The sequence below is a fragment of the Ruthenibacterium lactatiformans genome, from assembly GCF_000949455.1.
Classification (GTDB): domain Bacteria; phylum Bacillota; class Clostridia; order Oscillospirales; family Ruminococcaceae; genus Ruthenibacterium; species Ruthenibacterium lactatiformans.
Genome location: NZ_JXXK01000001.1, coordinates 316990 through 333745, shown reverse-complemented (window position 1 = coordinate 333745; position 16756 = coordinate 316990). Strand labels below are relative to the sequence as shown.

18 protein-coding genes, 7 tRNA genes and 1 pseudogene are annotated in these 16756 nt (G+C 53.2%); 18 read left to right on the top strand and 8 right to left on the bottom strand.

Features of this window, described 5'->3' with window-relative positions; all coding sequences use genetic code 11:
* The first annotated feature begins 7 nt into the window (after positions 1 to 7).
* The 11 genes from yihA (at position 8) to TQ39_RS01600 (ending at position 5347) form a co-directional block, all read left to right on the top strand.
* Positions 8 to 595 carry a ribosome biogenesis GTP-binding protein YihA/YsxC gene (yihA, locus tag TQ39_RS01650; RefSeq protein WP_009325853.1) on the top strand — a complete coding sequence of 196 codons (588 nt, stop codon included), beginning with the start codon at positions 8 to 10 and terminating at the stop codon, positions 593 to 595.
* Between the two features lie 6 nt (positions 596 to 601).
* Positions 602 to 1897, top strand: a complete 1296-nt coding sequence (gene lysA / locus TQ39_RS01645; protein ID WP_009325852.1) for a diaminopimelate decarboxylase — start codon at positions 602 to 604, stop codon at positions 1895 to 1897.
* Positions 1897 to 2652 carry a class I SAM-dependent DNA methyltransferase gene (locus TQ39_RS01640; protein ID WP_050004312.1) on the top strand — a complete coding sequence of 252 codons (756 nt, stop codon included), beginning with the start codon at positions 1897 to 1899 and terminating at the stop codon, positions 2650 to 2652. The genes lysA and TQ39_RS01640 overlap by 1 nt, the downstream gene beginning before the upstream one ends.
* The gene (gene hslO / locus TQ39_RS01635) at positions 2652 to 3524 is read left to right on the top strand and encodes an Hsp33 family molecular chaperone HslO (RefSeq protein WP_050004311.1); all 873 of its coding nucleotides are present in this window, start codon (positions 2652 to 2654) and stop codon (positions 3522 to 3524) included. The genes TQ39_RS01640 and hslO overlap by 1 nt, the downstream gene beginning before the upstream one ends.
* A 95-nt stretch (positions 3525 to 3619) precedes the next feature.
* Positions 3620 to 3695 (top strand) — tRNA-Gly (locus tag TQ39_RS01630).
* A gap of 103 nt (positions 3696 to 3798) precedes the next feature.
* Positions 3799 to 3874 (top strand) — tRNA-Val (locus TQ39_RS01625).
* A gap of 4 nt (positions 3875 to 3878) precedes the next feature.
* Positions 3879 to 3955 (top strand) — tRNA-Asp (locus tag TQ39_RS01620).
* 3 nt (positions 3956 to 3958) lie between these two features.
* Positions 3959 to 4034, top strand: a tRNA-Phe gene (locus TQ39_RS01615).
* A 27-nt stretch (positions 4035 to 4061) separates the two neighbouring features.
* Positions 4062 to 4137 (top strand) — tRNA-Gly (locus tag TQ39_RS01610).
* Positions 4138 to 4182: 45 nt separating this feature from the next.
* Positions 4183 to 4257 (top strand) — tRNA-Cys (locus TQ39_RS01605).
* Positions 4258 to 4342: 85 nt separating this feature from the next.
* On the top strand, positions 4343 to 5347 hold the full coding sequence (locus tag TQ39_RS01600; RefSeq protein ID WP_050004372.1) for an asparaginase: 1005 nt from the start codon (positions 4343 to 4345) through the stop codon (positions 5345 to 5347).
* Between the two features lie 86 nt (positions 5348 to 5433).
* On the opposite strand, the gene TQ39_RS01595 is transcribed toward TQ39_RS01600, so the two are convergent.
* A complete protein-coding gene (locus tag TQ39_RS01595; protein WP_009325848.1) occupies positions 5434 to 6072 on the bottom strand; it encodes a phosphoribosyltransferase in 639 nt (212 codons plus the stop codon).
* A 202-nt stretch (positions 6073 to 6274) separates the two neighbouring features.
* Between TQ39_RS01595 and TQ39_RS01590 the strand changes: the two genes are divergently transcribed.
* The gene (locus TQ39_RS01590) at positions 6275 to 6853 is read left to right on the top strand and encodes a TetR/AcrR family transcriptional regulator C-terminal domain-containing protein (protein ID WP_009325847.1); all 579 of its coding nucleotides are present in this window, start codon (positions 6275 to 6277) and stop codon (positions 6851 to 6853) included.
* A gap of 49 nt (positions 6854 to 6902) precedes the next feature.
* Here TQ39_RS01590 and TQ39_RS01585 read toward each other — a convergent pair whose 3' ends face one another.
* On the bottom strand, positions 6903 to 7151 hold the full coding sequence (locus TQ39_RS01585) for a hypothetical protein (protein ID WP_009325846.1): 249 nt from the start codon (positions 7149 to 7151) through the stop codon (positions 6903 to 6905).
* Between the two features lie 220 nt (positions 7152 to 7371).
* Here TQ39_RS01585 and TQ39_RS01580 point away from each other — a divergent pair, with 220 nt between their 5' ends.
* From TQ39_RS01580 to TQ39_RS01570, 3 genes are all read left to right on the top strand, one after another.
* On the top strand, positions 7372 to 9072 hold the full coding sequence (locus tag TQ39_RS01580) for an oleate hydratase (protein WP_050004371.1): 1701 nt from the start codon (positions 7372 to 7374) through the stop codon (positions 9070 to 9072).
* A 179-nt stretch (positions 9073 to 9251) separates the two neighbouring features.
* Entirely contained in the window at positions 9252 to 9701 is a 450-nt protein-coding gene (locus tag TQ39_RS01575) for a CBS domain-containing protein (protein WP_050004310.1), read from the top strand.
* Between the two features lie 38 nt (positions 9702 to 9739).
* Positions 9740 to 9816, top strand: a tRNA-Pro gene (locus tag TQ39_RS01570).
* Between the two features lie 66 nt (positions 9817 to 9882).
* On the opposite strand, the gene TQ39_RS01565 is transcribed toward TQ39_RS01570, so the two are convergent.
* The 5 genes from TQ39_RS01565 to TQ39_RS01550 form a co-directional block, all read right to left on the bottom strand.
* On the bottom strand, positions 9883 to 11589 hold the full coding sequence (locus tag TQ39_RS01565; protein ID WP_050004309.1) for a recombinase family protein: 1707 nt from the start codon (positions 11587 to 11589) through the stop codon (positions 9883 to 9885).
* 92 nt (positions 11590 to 11681) lie between these two features.
* Positions 11682 to 11828 (bottom strand): hypothetical protein, encoded by a 147-nt coding sequence (locus TQ39_RS21170; RefSeq protein WP_006573143.1) that lies wholly within the window; start codon positions 11826 to 11828, stop codon positions 11682 to 11684.
* 134 nt (positions 11829 to 11962) lie between these two features.
* Complete coding sequence (locus TQ39_RS01560) at positions 11963 to 12163, bottom strand: hypothetical protein (protein ID WP_050004370.1); 201 nt, start codon at positions 12161 to 12163, stop codon at positions 11963 to 11965.
* 331 nt (positions 12164 to 12494) lie between these two features.
* On the bottom strand, positions 12495 to 12917 hold the full coding sequence (locus TQ39_RS01555; RefSeq protein WP_050004308.1) for an RNA polymerase sigma factor: 423 nt from the start codon (positions 12915 to 12917) through the stop codon (positions 12495 to 12497).
* 505 nt (positions 12918 to 13422) lie between these two features.
* Positions 13423 to 13833: a hypothetical protein gene (locus tag TQ39_RS01550; protein WP_050004307.1), complete on the bottom strand. Its 411-nt coding sequence runs from the start codon at positions 13831 to 13833 to the stop codon at positions 13423 to 13425.
* A 212-nt stretch (positions 13834 to 14045) separates the two neighbouring features.
* Here TQ39_RS01550 and TQ39_RS21945 point away from each other — a divergent pair.
* From TQ39_RS21945 to TQ39_RS01540, 3 genes and pseudogenes are all read left to right on the top strand, one after another.
* A pseudogene (locus TQ39_RS21945) lies at positions 14046 to 14174 on the top strand (TetR/AcrR family transcriptional regulator); the annotation flags it as partial.
* 33 nt (positions 14175 to 14207) lie between these two features.
* Complete coding sequence (locus TQ39_RS01545) at positions 14208 to 14612, top strand: hypothetical protein (RefSeq protein WP_050004306.1); 405 nt, start codon at positions 14208 to 14210, stop codon at positions 14610 to 14612.
* A gap of 69 nt (positions 14613 to 14681) precedes the next feature.
* On the top strand, positions 14682 to 15041 hold the full coding sequence (locus TQ39_RS01540; protein WP_050004369.1) for a helix-turn-helix transcriptional regulator: 360 nt from the start codon (positions 14682 to 14684) through the stop codon (positions 15039 to 15041).
* A gap of 186 nt (positions 15042 to 15227) precedes the next feature.
* Here TQ39_RS01540 and TQ39_RS01535 read toward each other — a convergent pair whose 3' ends face one another.
* Positions 15228 to 16592 carry a relaxase/mobilization nuclease domain-containing protein gene (locus tag TQ39_RS01535; protein ID WP_050004305.1) on the bottom strand — a complete coding sequence of 455 codons (1365 nt, stop codon included), beginning with the start codon at positions 16590 to 16592 and terminating at the stop codon, positions 15228 to 15230.
* Between the last annotated feature and the right edge of the window lie 164 nt (positions 16593 to 16756).

Sequence of the window (16756 nt, the reverse complement as noted above, 5' to 3'; positions counted from 1 at the left end):
GGCACGCATGGATACGACGAAAGCCGAGTTCAAGGCGTCCTACGGCCTTTCTTCTCAGCTGCCGGAACGGGACCGCGCGGAGATTGTTTTTTCCGGGCGCTCGAATGTGGGGAAGTCCTCTCTGATCAATAAGCTGTGCAACCGTAAAAGCCTGGCGCGCGTGAGCAGCACGCCGGGCAAGACGGCTACCATCAACTTTTATACGGTGGGCGGCGTCTATTTGGTCGATCTGCCGGGTTACGGCTACGCCAAGGTGGCGCAGGGCGAACGGCAGCGCTGGGATAAACTCATCAACAGCTATTTCGAGCGCGGACGGCGATGTGCGCTGCTGGTGCAGCTGCTGGACAGCCGCCATGCCCCCAGCGCCGACGATGAAATGATGCTGGAGTATCTGGCGCACCACGAGGTACCCTTCATTGCGGCACTGACGAAGGCTGACAAGCTGAAAAAAAGCCAATATGCCGAGACAGCGGCACGTTTTGCGGAAATCTGTGCGCCCTATGGGTGCAGGGGCGTGGTGCTCACCAGCGCGGATAACGGATACGGCATTCCGGAATTGCGGGATGTCCTGGACCAATTTTTAGCGGAGGGGTAAAGAAGTATGGAAACAAAAGTGACGGCTGTCAACGGGCATGGACATTTGACGATCGGCGGGTTGGATACCGTAGCGCTGGCCTCGAAATACGGTACGCCGTTGTATGTGATGGACGAGGATGCCATCCGGGCCAACTGCCGCGCGCTGAAAAATTCCATGGACGCGCATTATCATAAAAAGGGTCTGGTACTGTATGCCAGCAAAGCGTTCTGCTGCAAGCGGATGTACCGTATCCTGAACGAAGAAGGCCTTGGTGCGGATGTGGTGTCCGGCGGCGAGCTGTACACGGCGCTGCAGGCGGGGTTCCCGGCTGAGCGAATTTATTTCCACGGAAACAATAAGACGGCTGATGAGCTGACCATGGCGCTGGAGAGCGGTGTGGGGCGTATCGTGGTGGATAACATCGCTGAGTTGGAGCTGCTGGGCGCGCTGGCAAAGGCAGCGGGCAAAACGGCCAGCGTGCTGTTCCGCATCAAGCCGGGTATCGACGCGCATACGCATAATTTCATCCGCACCGGCCAGATCGACTCCAAATTCGGCTTTGCGCTGGAGACGGGCGAAGCGCTGCAGGCTGTGGCTGCGGCGCTCAAGACACCGGGCATCCGTGTGGCGGGCATTCACTGTCACATCGGCTCGCAGATCTTTGATATCGATCCTTTCTGCCATGCAGCCGAAGTAATGCTGGGCTTTGCACAGCAGGTGCGCGCAGAGCTGGGATATACCATTGAAGAGCTGAATCTGGGCGGCGGCTTCGGCATCCGCTATGTGGCGCAGGATGATCCCAAGGCGCTGGAAAGCTATATGGAGGCGGTCTCCAAGGTGGTGCTGGGTTTCTGCGAAACAAACAGCTTTCCGGTGCCGTTTATCTGCATTGAGCCGGGACGTTCCATTGTAGGGGATACGGGCATCACGCTGTATACCATCGGCAGCGTCAAAACCATTCCGGGCTACCGTACATATGTTTCCATCGACGGCGGCATGACGGACAACCCGCGCTATGCGCTTTACCAGTCTGCTTATGAGGCGGTCGTTGCAAACAAGGCTGCACAGCAAAAAGACTTTACAGCGACGATCGCAGGGCGCTGCTGTGAGAGCGGCGACCTGATTCAGGAAAACACGCAGCTCCAGACGCCTGCTGTGGGAGATATCCTGGCTGTGCTGTCCACGGGCGCGTACAATTATTCCATGGCGTCCAATTATAACCGTGTGCCCCGTCTGCCCGTGGTGATGGTGCGCGGCGGAGAGGACAGCCTTGCCGTCCGGCGCGAAACGTACGAGGACCTCGTGCGCAACGACGTATAATGGCTTACGAAGCATTTGCAGGGGTATATGACGCGTTCAACGAGGACGCGGACTATGACTCCCTGTTCCGGTACGTATGCGGCGTGCTCCGCGCTCACGGTGTGGAGGACGGCATCGTGGCGGACCTGGGGTGCGGTACGGGAGAACTGACGCTCCGCCTGGCGGCCGCGGGATATGATATGATCGGCGTAGACCTCTCGCCGGAGATGCTCAGCGTCCTGAGGGAGAAGGCTTGGGAAACGGGGCAGGAAGGCCTGTTGCTGCTGTGCCAGGACATTGCAGAGCTGGACCTTTACGGTACGGTGCGCGCTGCCGTGTCCACATTCGATACGTTCAATCACATCGGGCCTGCCGAAAAATTCCGGCGGGCCTTGTGCCGCGCTGCTCTGTTTGTGGAGCCGGGCGGACTGGTGCTTTTTGATATGAACACGCCTTACAAGCACGCACATATTTTGAGCGACAATGTCTATGAGATTGAGGCGGACGACGCGTATTGTGTCTGGCGCAACCGTTATGACGCGGCTGCGTGCTGCACGCATATCGCGGTGGAGATCACTTATCCCGATATGGATGAATGCGACAAGGAGGCCTTCACGGAGTATGCCTATTCTCTGGAAGAGATAACCCGTGCCTGCAGGCAGGCGGGGCTGCGCGTGGAGCATGTGGCGGACGGCGAGGATTTCGGCCCGCTGCGCCCGGACAGCGTGCGCTATTTTATTACGGCGGTGAAACAGGCCGCAGGGGAGAATGAATGATGTCAAGATTGATACGCGCCATTTCCGAAAATGGCGGGGTGCTTTTTTGCGCCGTGGATTCCACAGATATCGTCCGTGAAGCCGAGCGCATCCATAAGACGTCCGCGGTGACCTCGGCAGCTCTGGGGCGGCTGCTTACAGCCGCGTCGATGATGGGTGTAATGCTCAAGAGCGAAAAGGATTCTCTGACGCTGCGTATCAAAGGCGGCGGTCCGTCGGGTACCGTTCTGGCAGTTTCGGACGGGGCGGGCAATGTACGCGGTTATGTAGAGCAGCCTGTGGTGGAGCTGCCGCCTCGGGCAGACGGCAAACTGGATGTAGGCGGCGCTGTAGGCCGTGATGGCACGCTGAGCGTTGTGAAAGACCTTGGAATGAAAGAGCCGTATGTGGGCCAGGTGCCGCTGGTGAGCGGAGAGATCGCGGAGGATATTACGGCATACTACGCTGTCAGCGAACAGACGCCCACAGTGTGTGCGCTGGGGGTGCTGGTGGACAGGGACCTTTCCATCCTGACGGCGGGCGGCTATCTGCTGCAGCTGCTGCCGGGAGCCAGCGACGCGGAGATCACACATTTGGAACAAAATGTGGCGGCGCTGCCCTCTGTGACAGAGCTGCTGCGCAGCGGCGCGTCTTTGGAACAGATTATGGAGCAGGCTCTGGCGGGCTTCGCCCCGAATGTGTTGGACGAGCAGCAGGTGCGGTATCAATGCGATTGCAGCCAGGCGCGTGTGGAACGCGCACTGCTTTCGCTTGGGCGGGATGAGCTTGCGGAAATGGCGGCGGAGGGCAAGCCTGTTGAGGTTTCGTGCCATTTCTGCGACAAAAAATATTATGTGGACGCCGGCACGCTTTTGGACAAAACGAAAGGATAAAGGCGTTTTTTTGAAAAAATTGCCGGATTCCTATTGACAAATATACGGCAATAAGATAAAATAAATATCGCCGCTCAGAGAGCAGCGGCGGTTACGCGGATTTAGCTCATCTGGTAGAGCGCCACCTTGCCAAGGTGGAGGTAGCGAGTTCGAGCCTCGTAATCCGCTCCATTTTCCGGTATGCGCCAAACCGAATACCGGATTTTTATTATCGCAAAACTGCTTGACAAATAAGTAGTTGATGTGATAAAATAGCATGCGTCGGTTTGGTTTCGGAAGTTTAGCTCAGCTGGGAGAGCATCTGCCTTACAAGCAGAGGGTCAGCGGTTCGAGCCCGTTAACTTCCACCATGATGGCCCGGTAGTTCAGTTGGTTAGAACGCTAGCCTGTCACGCTAGAGGTCGTGAGTTCGAGCCTCATCCGGGTCGCCATTTGCCTCTGTAGCTCAGTCGGTAGAGCAGGGGACTGAAAATCCCCGTGTCATTGGTTCGATTCCGATCGGAGGCACCAAGGGCTTTGCAAGCGCAAAGCCTTCCCGCGGATTTAGCTCATCTGGTAGAGCGCCACCTTGCCAAGGTGGAGGTAGCGAGTTCGAGCCTCGTAATCCGCTCCATGAAAATTTGGCGCTGTAGCTTCAACTGCGGCGCCAAAGTTTTATGGTGCCGTAGCCAAGCGGTAAGGCAGAGGTCTGCAAAACCTCTATGCACCAGTTCAAATCTGGTCGGCACCTCCAATGCAAAAGCGCCGGACGAAATTGTCCGGCGCTTTTCGTATTTTTTTGAGTGTACAGGAGAATATAAAGCGGGAGAGTGATGGACATGAAGCGTGTTCTTATGATTGGTACCGGCGGCACCATCGCGTCCGAAATGACCGGCGCAGGGCTTGTGCCGGAGCTTACCACGGACCAGTTCCTGAAATATGTCCCGGCGGTGCGCGAGCTTTGCGATGTGACCTGCCGCCAGGTATGCAACATTGACAGCACGAACATGTCTCCTGCTTACTGGCTGGAGATCGCGCGTGCCATTCGCGAAGCGTATTCTTCCTGTGACGGTTTTGTGGTGTGCCATGGCACGGATACGATGGCGTATACCGCCGCTGCACTCAGCTACCTTGTTCAGCAGGGCCCCAAGCCCATTGTGCTCACCGGCAGCCAGAAGCCCATCAATATGGATATTACGGACTCCAAGACCAATCTGCTGGACAGCTTTGTCTGCGCTTGTGACGGACGCATCCCGGGCGTGCAGATTGTGTTCGGCGGTGCGGTGATCCTGGGGACCCGTGCGCGCAAAACTTATTCCAAAAGCTTTGGTGCGTTTTCCAGCATTAATTATCCGGTTCTGGGGGTTGTGCAGGACAATTGTCTGGTACCCTATATCCGCCCGCAGGCTCAGGCGGAACCCGTGTTTTATGATGCTTTGAATAGCCGTGTGGCACTGCTCAAGCTGATTCCGGGGGCTTCGGCGGGGCAGCTCCGCTTCCTTCTGGATGAAAACGATGCGGTCATTCTGGAGAGCTTTGGCGTCGGCGGCGTGCCGTCGGGTGAGACCGGGGAGTTTTACGAGGTTATCCGCAAGGCTTCAGCAAAAGGGAAGACCGTTGTTGTTACGACACAGGTGCAGAACGAAGGCAGCGATCTGAGCATATATAATGTGGGGCACAGCCTGAAAAACAGCCTGGGCGTGCTGGAAGCCTTTGATATGACGACTGAGGCCGTGGTGGCAAAGCTGATGTGGCTGCTTGCGTTGACGGATGACCCCAACGAGGTGCAGAAGCTCTTTTATACGCCTGTTGCAAATGATATCCTGCGCGGCGCAGGTATTTGAAACGGCTCGTGTGCGCCGCTGCGTACGAAGGCGGGCGGGAAGCGCAAATCAAAAAGAGCGGCGTGAAGCCGCTCTTTTTTGCTTTATCACAGCTTGGAGTATCCAAAACTGTTTACCAGGGCGTCGATGCGCCGTCCCTCTTTGCACAGCGGACAGTCGTGCATGGCGCAGCTCTGATAATCGGGAATATCATCCTTGTGGAACACTGCGTTGACGGGCTGGCCTTCCACCTCGTCTACTGCGCTGAAAATCGCGGATATTCCCACGAGCATGCCGCCATAATAGGAGATGCATTCCATGCTTTTGCGGATGGTGATGCCTGTGGTGACGGAGGCCATCAGGACAATGACATGCTTACCCTGGATCATTGGCTGGATATTGTCGCGGAAAATCATTTGGCTATTGGAGTTGTATTCCGGTGTGACCACGTAGATAGTGCCGTGAGCGTTCATGGAGAGATATCCGGCGCGTGTAAGTTCCTGGGCGAGCAAAGTACCGATGACCTGGGTGCCGTCCAGACAGACGATGGTGTCCACGATAGTGTTCGTCATATAAAGGCCTGCCAGCGAAGCGGCTACAGACCCGGCTTCTGACAGGCGCGTTTTGAGCGTTGTCATGTCGATATAGTAATTTACATGAGAATGGTTGGTGGCAAAATGGCCAGGAACGACCTTCAGGGGAACGGTGTTGTTCTTTGCGTACAATTTAACGATGCGCTTTTCCATAATAGGCCTCCCATTTTCAAAAGCGTCCCCCTTTCCACGCAGAAAGTTGAACGCTTTTTTTAAGTATACCATATATAATGAGTTAAATCAACAAAATAATATTTAAATGATGAAAAATATTGTGCGAAAATGTTTTGCGCTTGCACAAATACGGTGGGCGTCGTATACTGGAAACAATAAAAGGAAAGGGTGGAACGCTGATTTGCCGGATTCCAATATCACGAAACACGCCATTGCCGCAGCCTTGAAAGAACTGTGCCGCGAGAAAAGCTTTGACAAGATCAGCATTGCGGACATCACCTCCACCTGCGGCCTCAACCGTCAGACATTTTATTATCATTTTGAAGACAAGTATGAGCTGCTGAATTGGATTTATTATACGGAGGGGTTTGCGCGGCTGGTCGACGGAATTACGCTGGAAAACTGGGACAGCCATATCGCAGTGCTGTTCGAGACCATGCGTGCGGATAAAAAGTTCTACGAAAATACGGTGCGCTGTACGCCGGACACCTTTGGAAACTATTTGTTCAAAGTGGTGCGCGCACTTTTCCTGGAGGCCGTCGAAGCTTTGGACAATGGCACGGTACCGGATGCTGACAAGGCGTTTTTTGCAGACTTTTATGCCTACGGAAGCTGCGGAACAGTCAGAGCTTGGGTGTCTGCCGGTATGAAAACGCCGCCGGAGGAGCTGGCCCGCAGCCTAAAACGGCTTGCACAGGACAGTGAGAAGCTGGCATACCGGCGTTATGTTGAAGAGCGGGGCGAAAAGCCTGCTTTGTAGAAATATGTACAACAAAAAGGACGCCGCAGATCTTGCGGCGTCCTTCTTGTCATTCGCAAAGTCCGGCGGCGTGTTCCAGCAGAGCGAAAAGGTGTTCCCGGTCCGCTTCCTGCAGCATGGGATAGACTGCATCATACAGCTTGGCTTTTTGTGCATCGTCAAATAAGCCGCCGGCGACGCCTGCGGTAAATTCAACGAGGTTGCGTGCCGTTCGCGCCGGGTTTTTGGCTGCGTGCCGCAGTGCGGGATGCAGGGCGGCTTCCAGCGCTGCAGCCTTCAGCTTTTGTTCAAAGGTCATCTCATCACCTTACTTCGCTTCTATCCTACGCCATGGAAGTACACTTGCCCATAGACAAAATGTGCGGTTTGTCTAAAAAACGTACAACCGATGGTTACTGTCTGCTTTTTTTACAGGGGCGTACAACTGTATAATGACATGCGCCTGGACGGGCGGTATACTGATGCCACCGAAAGGAAAATGGGACATATGTCCCGAAGAGAAAGGGCGCATGAGCATTATGAATAAAAAGGTTTTGGGCATCGCAGCGGCAGCCGCAGCAGCGGGCGGCGCGGTTTACGCGGCAAGCAAAGTAAAAAAACAGGCGCAGGCACAGGAAATGCGCAGGGAAAAGGAAAGCCTCCAGCCCCATAATTACGGCGATAAGCAGGTTTATCTTGTGGGCGGCGGCCTGGCATCTATGGCGGCGGCTGCATACCTTGTACGGGATGCGAATTTTGACGGTCACAACATTCACATACTGGAAAGCATGGATGTCTTGGGCGGCTCAAACGACGGTGCGGGCAGTGTACAGCAGGGCTTTGTCTGCCGCGGTGGCCGTATGCTCAACGAAGAGACCTATGAAAATTTCTGGGAGTTGTTCCGCAGCATTCCGTCGTTGGAGCAACCGCAGCGCAGCGTCACAGAGGAAATTTTGAACTTTGACCATGCGCATCCCACATGTGCGCATGCACGTCTGATCGACAAGGACGCCAAAATTCTCGATGTCCGCAGCATGGGCTTTGACAATGCGGACCGCTTGGCAATGACAAAGCTGCTGCTTACACCGGAGGAACGGCTCGACAATATGACCATCGAGGATTGGTTCGGCCCGCATTTCTTTGAAACGAATTTCTGGTATATGTGGCAGACGACCTTTGCTTTCCAAAAATGGAGCAGTCTGTTCGAGTTCCGGCGCTATATGAACCGCATGATTTTTGAGTTCCCGCGTATTGAAACGCTGGAGGGCGTCACACGAACGCCGTATAATCAGTATGAGAGCGTGATCCTGCCACTGAAGGCCTATTTGGAGACGAACGGCGTTCGGTTTGAAACAGGGCGTACCGTGACGGATATCGATTTTGCACCCGGGGAGGCGCTGACGGCGACAGCGCTGCATTTTGCGGACGGTTCCGCGGTCGATCTGCGCGAAGGCGACGTATGTATCATGACGAATGCCTGTATGACGGATTCCGCTACATTGGGCAGCCTGCATGCACCGGCTCCGGCACCGGAACGAAAGCCGGTTTCCGCTGAGCTGTGGGCGAAGGTGGCGGCGAAGCGGCCGGGGTTGGGCAATCCGGAACCGTTCTTCGGCAACGTGAATGAAAGCAACTGGGAAAGCTTTACGGTGACCTGCAAAGGAAACCGGCTGCTGAAGATGATCGAAAACTATTCGGGCAACATCCCCGGCTCCGGAGCGCTGATGACCTTTAAGGATTCTTCGTGGCGTATGAGCATTGTGGTGGCGGCACAACCGCACTTCAAAGCCCAGGATCCGGATACCACGATTTTCTGGGGCTACGGCCTTTATACGGATCATGTGGGAGATTATGTGAAAAAGCCCATGAGAGATTGTACCGGCGCAGAGATCCTGAAAGAGCTGCTGCATCAACTGCACTGGGAAGAACATCAGGAAGAGATCATGGCGGATGTCGTTAATGTCATTCCGTGTATGATGCCGTATGTGGATGCACAATTCCAGCCGCGGGCAATGGCCGACCGGCCGCCGGTGGTGCCGCAGGGCAGCACAAACTTTGCGATGGTGAGCCAGTTTGTAGAGATACCGGAGGATATGGTGTTCACCGAGGAATATTCTGTCCGTGCGGCCCGTATCGCCGTGTACACATTGTTCGATATCCCCAAAAAGATATGTCCTGTCACACCCTACAACAAGGCCCCCAAAGTCCTGCTGAATGCAGCCCGGACAATGTATCGCTAAAGAAGCCGGGGCTTGTTTCATCGGAACGAGCCCCGGTTTTTCTGCGTGTTCAATTAACAAATCTTTCATGCATCCTGTTCGTGAGTATGATATAATGAATCAGGGCTAATCCTCAGTAATTTAGGAGAGGAAAAGGATAATCGCATGAATCTTTTGTTTTTTTAACGCCGAAGGCCGAGGTGGCGTATCTGTATGATGACTTCACCCTGCGCCAGGCGATTGAGAAAATGGAGTACCACCGTTATTCCTCCATACCTATTTTAAATAGGAAAGGAGAGTATGTTGGCACCATTACAGAGGGTGATATCCTGTGGGCGGTGAAGCGGAATTATAACTTGAATCTGCAGGACGCCGAGGATATGCCGATCATGAGCATCCCGCGCAAGCGGGATAACAAATGCGTCTCAGTGGATACGGACATGGAAGAACTGATCGCGGCGGCAATGCGGCAAAACTTTGTGCCTGTTATTGATGGAAAAAACAGTTTTATCGGCCTGATCAAGCGTAACAGCATCATCCAGTTCTGTTACGACCAATACAAAAACAGTCTGAGACAGGAACCGCAGGTCTGCATGAAAATATCATGCCGTGAAAATGAAAAAAAGACGTTGACAAAAGTGCAAGGATGACGTATAATAATTTTTGCCGCCGGAACGGGCGGCAATGTCCGGGTGTAGCGCAGTTTGGTAGCGCGCTTGAATGGGGTTCAAGAGGCCGTGAGTTCGACTCTCGCCACTCGGACCATGCGGAGTATCATTAAAGGATCTGAAAAGGTCTGCTGATGATACTCCGCATTTTTTATTTCCAAGTTTATATAGCGATCTGTACGGGGGCGTAGCTTAATGCTACGCCTTTTCTCGTTTCCAAAAGAATGTCCCGCTCGGGGATCTTCCGGCAATCCGGCACCTCAAAGGCTCCAATGCAGTTGTAGTGAATTGTCACCCGCTGATTGGTAATGCCGTCCTCCTTGACCGCCGGATAAACCTCGATGTACTGAATGAGCTCGGCAACCATGCGTTTGGTGATGGTGGTGGCGTCGGTATAGCGGCGCACCGTTTCCAAGAAGGTGTCCACATCCATCCGCTTATCTTCCAGCTTTTTCAGCTCCAACCGCAGCGCCTTGATCCGTCCGGCGTTTTCGCCCTGTTCCTGCTCATACCGCTTGGACATTTTGGCGAACCGGGCATCGTCGATTTTGCCGGACACATTGTCCTCATAGAGCCGTTCAAAGAGCATATCCAGCTCCCTGTCCCGGGCCAGTAGCCCGTCCAGCTCCCGCTTCTTGCGTACCCGGTCATTTTCCGCTACCTTTGCCGAGCGGCCCACCATCGCCTTGATAAAGTCGTTTTCGTACTCATTGGCGAAACAGGCCAGCCGGTGTACCTCGTAAAGCACGACCTGTTCCAAGAAGTCCAGCCGGATATAGTGGGTAGACGAGCATTTGCGGAGCCCGGAATTGTGGTTGTTGCAGCTAAAGAACTTGATGTCGTGGTTGCCTTGGTTGAAGTGGAAAGTCAGATTGCCTCCGCACTCCGGGCATTTCAGATAGCCGCAAAAGGCGCTGGACTCCTTTGTTACGGTAGGCCGCCTGCGCCGGGTGGTTTGCAGGCTTTGCACCTTTTCCCAAGTCACACGGTCAATGATGGGCTCATGGACATTGAGGAAGATTGCCCGGTTTTCTTCCGGGTTTTCAATCCGACGCTTCATCTTGTAGGACTTGGAATAGGTCTTGAAGTTAATTACATCGCCACAGTATTCCTGCAAGGTGAGGATTTTCTTGACGGTGGTATGGTTCCACTTGGTAGGCTCCAGCGTACTTTTGGAGCCGCCCTTGCTAATCCCCTTGCTGGTTCGATAGGCCGAGGGGTTCAGCGCCCCCATCGTCCCCAGCGCCGTGGCAATCTGCAAGGGGCCGTTACCCTCCAAGGCCAGACGGTAGATGCAGCGCACCACCTCGGCGGCCTCCGGGTCAATGACCCAAAAACGGGGATCGTCCGGGTTTTTCATGTAGCCATAGGGCGGCGGCGAAAGCGGAATCCCGGCGTTGCCTTTCATCTTATTGACGATCCGGCGCTTCTTGGAGATGTCCTTGGCGTAGTATTCATTCATGATGTTCTTGAACGGGGTGAAATCGTCCTCGCCCTCGTCGCTGTCCACGCCATCGGAAACGGCCACCAGCCGCACATCATGGAGCGGGAAAAACTCCTCGGTGAGCTTGCCCACCTCAATGTAGTTTCGGCCCAGCCGGGAGAGGTCTTTTACAAACACCGCCGAGATGTACCCGGCCTCGATTGCGGCGATCATTTTCTGAAAGCCGGGGCGCTTCATGGTAGTGCCGGTGATACCGTCATCCACGAAAAAGATAGTGTCCGTGTAGCCTTTATCCTTGGCGGCCTTTTGGAGAATTTTCTTTTGGTTCTGGATGCTGTTGGACTCGCTGTCCATGTTATCGTCACGGCTCAGGCGGCAGTAGAGAGCGGCTGTGCCGGTAGAGATTTTCTTACTTGACTGCTTCACAATGCCCTCCTTTCCAAGCAGTCGAGCAAGGCTTCATCCTATGTATATTATACCTCTGCCGACCGCTCGAGTTAAGGATGTCGATGGAACAGTTAGGCTGGCTCCAAATCGGCCAGCATCAGCTTCAACAGGATGTCACGCATGGACTCGCCTTTGTCCTTGTAGACGGGCGTGACAATGAATTGGATTTTGCCGACTTGATAGGTGTATTCCTCCTTGACGGGTACGGGATCTTCCATGTGGGCCTCCTTCCAGAGCGATACGAAACAATGACCGACAGTCCCCCTTGTCCCGTGGGGAAACGCAAGAGGGCGGCACCTTCGGCGGTGCCGCCCTCTTGCCTTGCTCCACTTTGGGACAACTTGTCCCAAGGTCAGTAGGGGCTGTTCTCAAAGTGCTGCTGGGCTTCCTCCAGCCCACGGATGTCAAAGACCTCGTAGAGCTCTGCCACCACACGCCGGATGTCCGAGGGAGAAAACCCGCAGTTTTCCATAGCGTAGATGACATAGCCACGGCAGGCGTTGTTGCTCCACGGTTGGGTGAGCAGGGCCGCCAGTTCGGGATCATACTTCATGTTGGTTTCCTCCTTGATAAAAAGTTTCGGGAGCACCACGCTCATTTCCTTGGCCCGTCATAAGACAGCAATACTCAGCATGACGCTCCCGAGGGGGCGGCAGCCCGGAGGGGCAAGCGGCCAGCTTGTCCGGCTGCGGATCGTGGCCGTGGGGTGGCTTGTCCCACTTGCGGCGCTGGTGTTGATCGCTCGTTCTCCTGCCGGAGAAGTCACAGCGCACCCGCCGCCCGGCTCCCCGCTCTATGGCTCGGGGCCGCCGCTATTCAGTTGTTGATCGGATGTAACTCCTCTCATATACCAAGGACAAAAAACGGCTCTGTGGCAGGGTCAATCAAAGAACTTTTTTCAAATATTTTCTCATAGCAGCCAAACCGCTTTGAACCGACTCCTGCACAGAAGTTTTGCTCACACCTTCGGCCATAGCCACCTCCCGATAGCTCTTGCCGAGGATCACACAGGCGTCCACCCGGCGGCCCTGCGTTTCGGGCAAGGAATTGAGCGCAGCGCACAAATGGCAGAACAGCTCCATGCGTTCCAGCAGCTCCTGCGGGGTGGGTTCGGAAACGCAGGCGGAGTATTCGATCCCGTCCTCGCAATCGAGGGAATACTGTGCCTTGTTGCGGACGATCCGCCGCTGATAGGCGGCCTCGTACAGTCTGCTCGCCCGGAGCTCGTCGGCAACTTCCTCGGAAACCTCTATGTATTCGTCGTGGGTGTACCACGGATAAAAGTCTTTCAGATTGATGGTCGTCATTTGTAATTCCTCCGTTCAGATGGTTGGGGGTGAATGGCGATCTGAACGGAGGGCGGCGGAGAGCGACACCCCGGGCCGCCTTTGCCTACTTCGGGACAACTTGTCCCAAAGCAGACAAAACAAAATGCGCCCGTGTGCCACAAGGACACGCAAGCGCGCGATGTTTTGTTGCTTTTTACATACTGCTGTATTTCATGTTCAATGCCGAACTGATCCTGTTGTGATGGCCGGCTTTTTTTGACAGGTTAGGTGGGTGGAAAAGGAAAAAGGACACAGCGATACCTCCCGGACACCGCCGTATCCTTAAAAAAGGGCGACTTTAACACACCCCCCGTATTCTCATTTTTTGAAAAAGAAAACGGCGGCTTGAAATTGATATTTCAAAACCGCCGTAAGGTTGCTATACTTTTGTTTTTGGCGCACAATCTCCAACCACCAAAACAACGGTTTTTTTATTATCCCCTTCTTTGGTGGATTGAGCTATATCAAATTGAATTGCCTGTTTTTATTTTTGGGGACGATACTTAAAAATCAATATGGTTCCCCATATTCCCCCACAAAGCATGACCTCAAGAAAACCAAGGAAATGAATAGAACCAAAAGAAAAGTTCGAATTAACAAACGCCACAAGGTGATTTGCACCTAAAAGCCAGCATAGTGTTGTAGTTTGAATAGTTAATAATCTTAGGGCAGCAATATCCTTTTTCTTTATCGAAAGCATGATTGCTGTTATTAAGGCAATATTCCATAACGCAATTTCTCGCTGCCAACCAACCGCACTTCCCCAAATCGAGTACTGCTCTCCAATTTGAGGAATGAATAATTGCCAAATACAGGCTCCTCCACACGCAAAAATGATAAATAGTAGATAGAATTTGTACGAGCACATAGATTTTTTATTGTCGTTCTCTGTCATTGTGTTCCTCCAAAACATGAAATATATTTCAGGTTTAGTGTATCACGCCATCCGACTGATGTCAACAATGTATCTGAAATTAGTTTCAGATTTTATTGATTTGATCACTATATTGCGGTATAATGGTTAAGATAACAAAGGCGGGTGAATGTAATGCCTACAAATGAAATCCGTATTCCTAAACAAAAACGGTCTATTGAAAAAAAGATGCTATTATAGTAGCAAGTTATGAACTGTTTTGCGAAAAAGGGTATTATAAGACTAATACGGCGGAAATTGCAAAGGCAGCAAATGTTTCTACCGGAATTGTCTATAACTATTTTCACGACAAACACGACATTCTAAAGGAAGTTATTGGTCTGTATATTTCCAGATTGGAATCTGAATTTAGAACTACCCTTAGCAGGCAAATTCAAAAAGAGGATCTCCATAACCTTGTTAAAGAACTGCTTGATGCATTGATTACCTCTCATACCATGAATGTTTCTGCGCATAATGAGTTTATGGCCTTGGCGTTACTCGATCCTGAAATACAAAATTACTTTGTTGCTTTTGAAGCAAGGCTACTCGCACAAATTAAGGAACTTCTTATTAGTGCAGAGTTTTCGTCTTGCTTCTTAGAGGAAAAACTTCGCATCGCTTTTGGGATCATTGAGCAGCTTTGCCACGATTATATACAGCAGATCATTGATGAAGCACAGTTGTCCAGGTCAAAAGTTGTTGCGGTTCAAGCCATTACGAGTTTAATCGAGATGGATGTTGAACCAGAAATTAAATAGTCAGTATAGTGATTTTGTAAATCGTTCAAATACTAATACCTGAAATGTAAAATCATTTTGGGTGATGTTATGAAGTTTGAACGAGATGAGCGACGATTTGACTTTCACGATATAGGGCTTGCCATAAAAAAAGCTCGGGAAGCCAGTGGGATGACGCAGGAGCAACTGGCCTATATCGTTGACCGGGCTCCTCGCACCATCATGTATAACGAGAATGACGGCCAGCACCCCAGCCTTAACACCTTTTATCAGATGGTGACGATGTTCAATATATCGGTTGACCAATATTTTTATCCGTCCAAGAATAAAGGCAGCGAGTGTAGAAAGCGTATCGACGCCATGCTTAATGCTCTGGACGAAAAAGAACTGAAAATTGTAGAAGCCACGATCCAAGCGATGAAAGCGGCTAAGGAAACGGAGGATGCGTAAGAGAAACACGCACCTCCGTTTTTTTGAGCTGTTTAGGGCAGCGCACTAATGGCAAGCAGGGCAAGTGTGGCCACACTTGCTATTTTTGCAGCCCGAGGGGGCCGCAAAAACGCTTGTTGGGGAGCCTCCCCAAACCCGGTACTTCGGGACAAAATGTCCCAAAGTAAATTGTCTGCGTCACCGTCGCTACCGCTCCTGTTCCTTATTCTTGCGCCCGTCCGTCACGCCCAGCAGATGGTCAATATTGGTCTTGACCGCCACGGCCTGCCGCATTTCCTGTTGGGCGGCCCGGTACTTGGCATACAGGGCCTTTTTCTCCGCTGCCAGCTTGCGGCGCTTTTCTTTTAATTGGGCCATCTTGGGTAGTTTGGCCCCATCCAGAAGATCGTTCAAAGCAGCCTTGGCTACCCGGTAGTCAGCCAGCTCCACCTCATGCTGGGCCAGAAATCTCTTGCTATACTTAGCCGCCTTGTACTCCTCAAACACGGGACGGGTCTTGGCGTATTGCACCACGGCTCCCATGAGCTCGGAAGTATAGGCAAGATCAGCCTCAGTTTGCCGGAGCTGCTCCGTCAGCACACGGAAACGGGCGGACACAGCCTCGGCCTCGGTGGTGAGCTGGTCATATTCGCTGATCTGATGCTCCCGCATGAATTGCAGCGCAGCGGCCATTTGTTTGAGGTTATACACCTTGGCCCACCGCTCATAGGCCGGGCTTTTCCCGGAGCGGAGCCGCTCCTGTATATCCACGATCAGATCGACACGCCTGGGCGCAGCGGGGGCCGGAGCGTCCAGCTTCGGCAAGGGGCGCTTGCCCGCAATTACATCCCGGATGTCCCCGGGATCAAAGCCTTCTCCGAGGGTAGATGAGCGGAGCCGGGTGGCCCGCTGCTGCCCCGGCACAAGGAACGAGATCGCACCGCCACGCCCCCGCTTGACCGCATAGCCGGACTCCTCCATGAGCCGAAGAAAGGCGTCAAAGCTATCCGGGCCTTTGGCAAGGGCATCGCAGATGGACGCCCGCAGCCGTTCCTTGTAGGAGGGCTGGCGTTCCCTCCCCAGCCATGCTCCGTAATGGAGAAAACGGCCCTTGCTATGGAGCTTGGGGTTGGTAATCACGGACAGGTCATTTTCCAGACATACCCGGTCAGAGAGCCGCCGCACCGCCCGGGCCGAGCCGATGAAATCCCGGAACTTGTGGGAGCAATCCAGCGAAGTAGAGTTGTAGTAGATGTGGTTATGAATGTGCTGGCGGTCTGTGTGGGTGGCAACGAAAAAGGCGTACTTGCCCTTTGTCCAGCGCATCGCCGTTTCGTAGCCCACCCGGTTTGCCTCCTCCGGGGTGATCTCTCCCGGCTTGAATGACTGGCGGATCTGATAGCACAGCACATCAGCATCCCGCCGTTGCTCTCGGCCCGTGGTGACCTTGTATTTGGCCTTGGAGAGCAGGAACTCAGCATCGGCGGTCATGTAGTCGCACTCATAGGAGGAAATCAGTTCACCGCCCTGCGTCTTGTCTGGGTTTTGCCCATAGTCAAACCGCTCTTTCAAGGATTGAGCGACAGTTTCTCCCTTGCTGATCTTGTGCTTCTTGAAATAGGTTGTGGCCGTAGGCAGCCCTCCTTTGTTGTTGATGTGTATTGCAGTATAGTGTAAAATAGTAAATGCGATTTCTAGGCGCCTTTATTACAATATGTCGTAAACTATCGGTGTGT

What these genes read in the sequence shown, in the direction of transcription:
- lysA (WP_009325852.1), top strand. Translation starts at nt 602, where the DNA reads ATGGAAACAAAAGTGACGGCTGTCAACGGGCATGGACATTTGACGATC.
- TQ39_RS01555 (WP_050004308.1), bottom strand. Translation starts at nt 12,917, where the DNA reads ATGACGACCATCAATCTGAAAGACTTTTATCCGTGGTACACCCACGAC.
- hslO (WP_050004311.1), top strand. Translation starts at nt 2,652, where the DNA reads ATGTCAAGATTGATACGCGCCATTTCCGAAAATGGCGGGGTGCTTTTT.
- yihA (WP_009325853.1), top strand. Translation starts at nt 8, where the DNA reads ATGGATACGACGAAAGCCGAGTTCAAGGCGTCCTACGGCCTTTCTTCT.
- TQ39_RS01585 (WP_009325846.1), bottom strand. Translation starts at nt 7,151, where the DNA reads ATGACCTTTGAACAAAAGCTGAAGGCTGCAGCGCTGGAAGCCGCCCTG.
- TQ39_RS01540 (WP_050004369.1), top strand. Translation starts at nt 14,682, where the DNA reads ATGAAGTTTGAACGAGATGAGCGACGATTTGACTTTCACGATATAGGG.
- TQ39_RS01560 (WP_050004370.1), bottom strand. Translation starts at nt 12,163, where the DNA reads ATGAAGTATGATCCCGAACTGGCGGCCCTGCTCACCCAACCGTGGAGC.
- TQ39_RS21170 (WP_006573143.1), bottom strand. Translation starts at nt 11,828, where the DNA reads ATGGAAGATCCCGTACCCGTCAAGGAGGAATACACCTATCAAGTCGGC.
- TQ39_RS01595 (WP_009325848.1), bottom strand. Translation starts at nt 6,072, where the DNA reads ATGGAAAAGCGCATCGTTAAATTGTACGCAAAGAACAACACCGTTCCC.
- TQ39_RS01550 (WP_050004307.1), bottom strand. Translation starts at nt 13,833, where the DNA reads ATGACAGAGAACGACAATAAAAAATCTATGTGCTCGTACAAATTCTAT.
- TQ39_RS01580 (WP_050004371.1), top strand. Translation starts at nt 7,372, where the DNA reads ATGAATAAAAAGGTTTTGGGCATCGCAGCGGCAGCCGCAGCAGCGGGC.
- TQ39_RS01600 (WP_050004372.1), top strand. Translation starts at nt 4,343, where the DNA reads ATGAAGCGTGTTCTTATGATTGGTACCGGCGGCACCATCGCGTCCGAA.
- TQ39_RS01640 (WP_050004312.1), top strand. Translation starts at nt 1,897, where the DNA reads ATGGCTTACGAAGCATTTGCAGGGGTATATGACGCGTTCAACGAGGAC.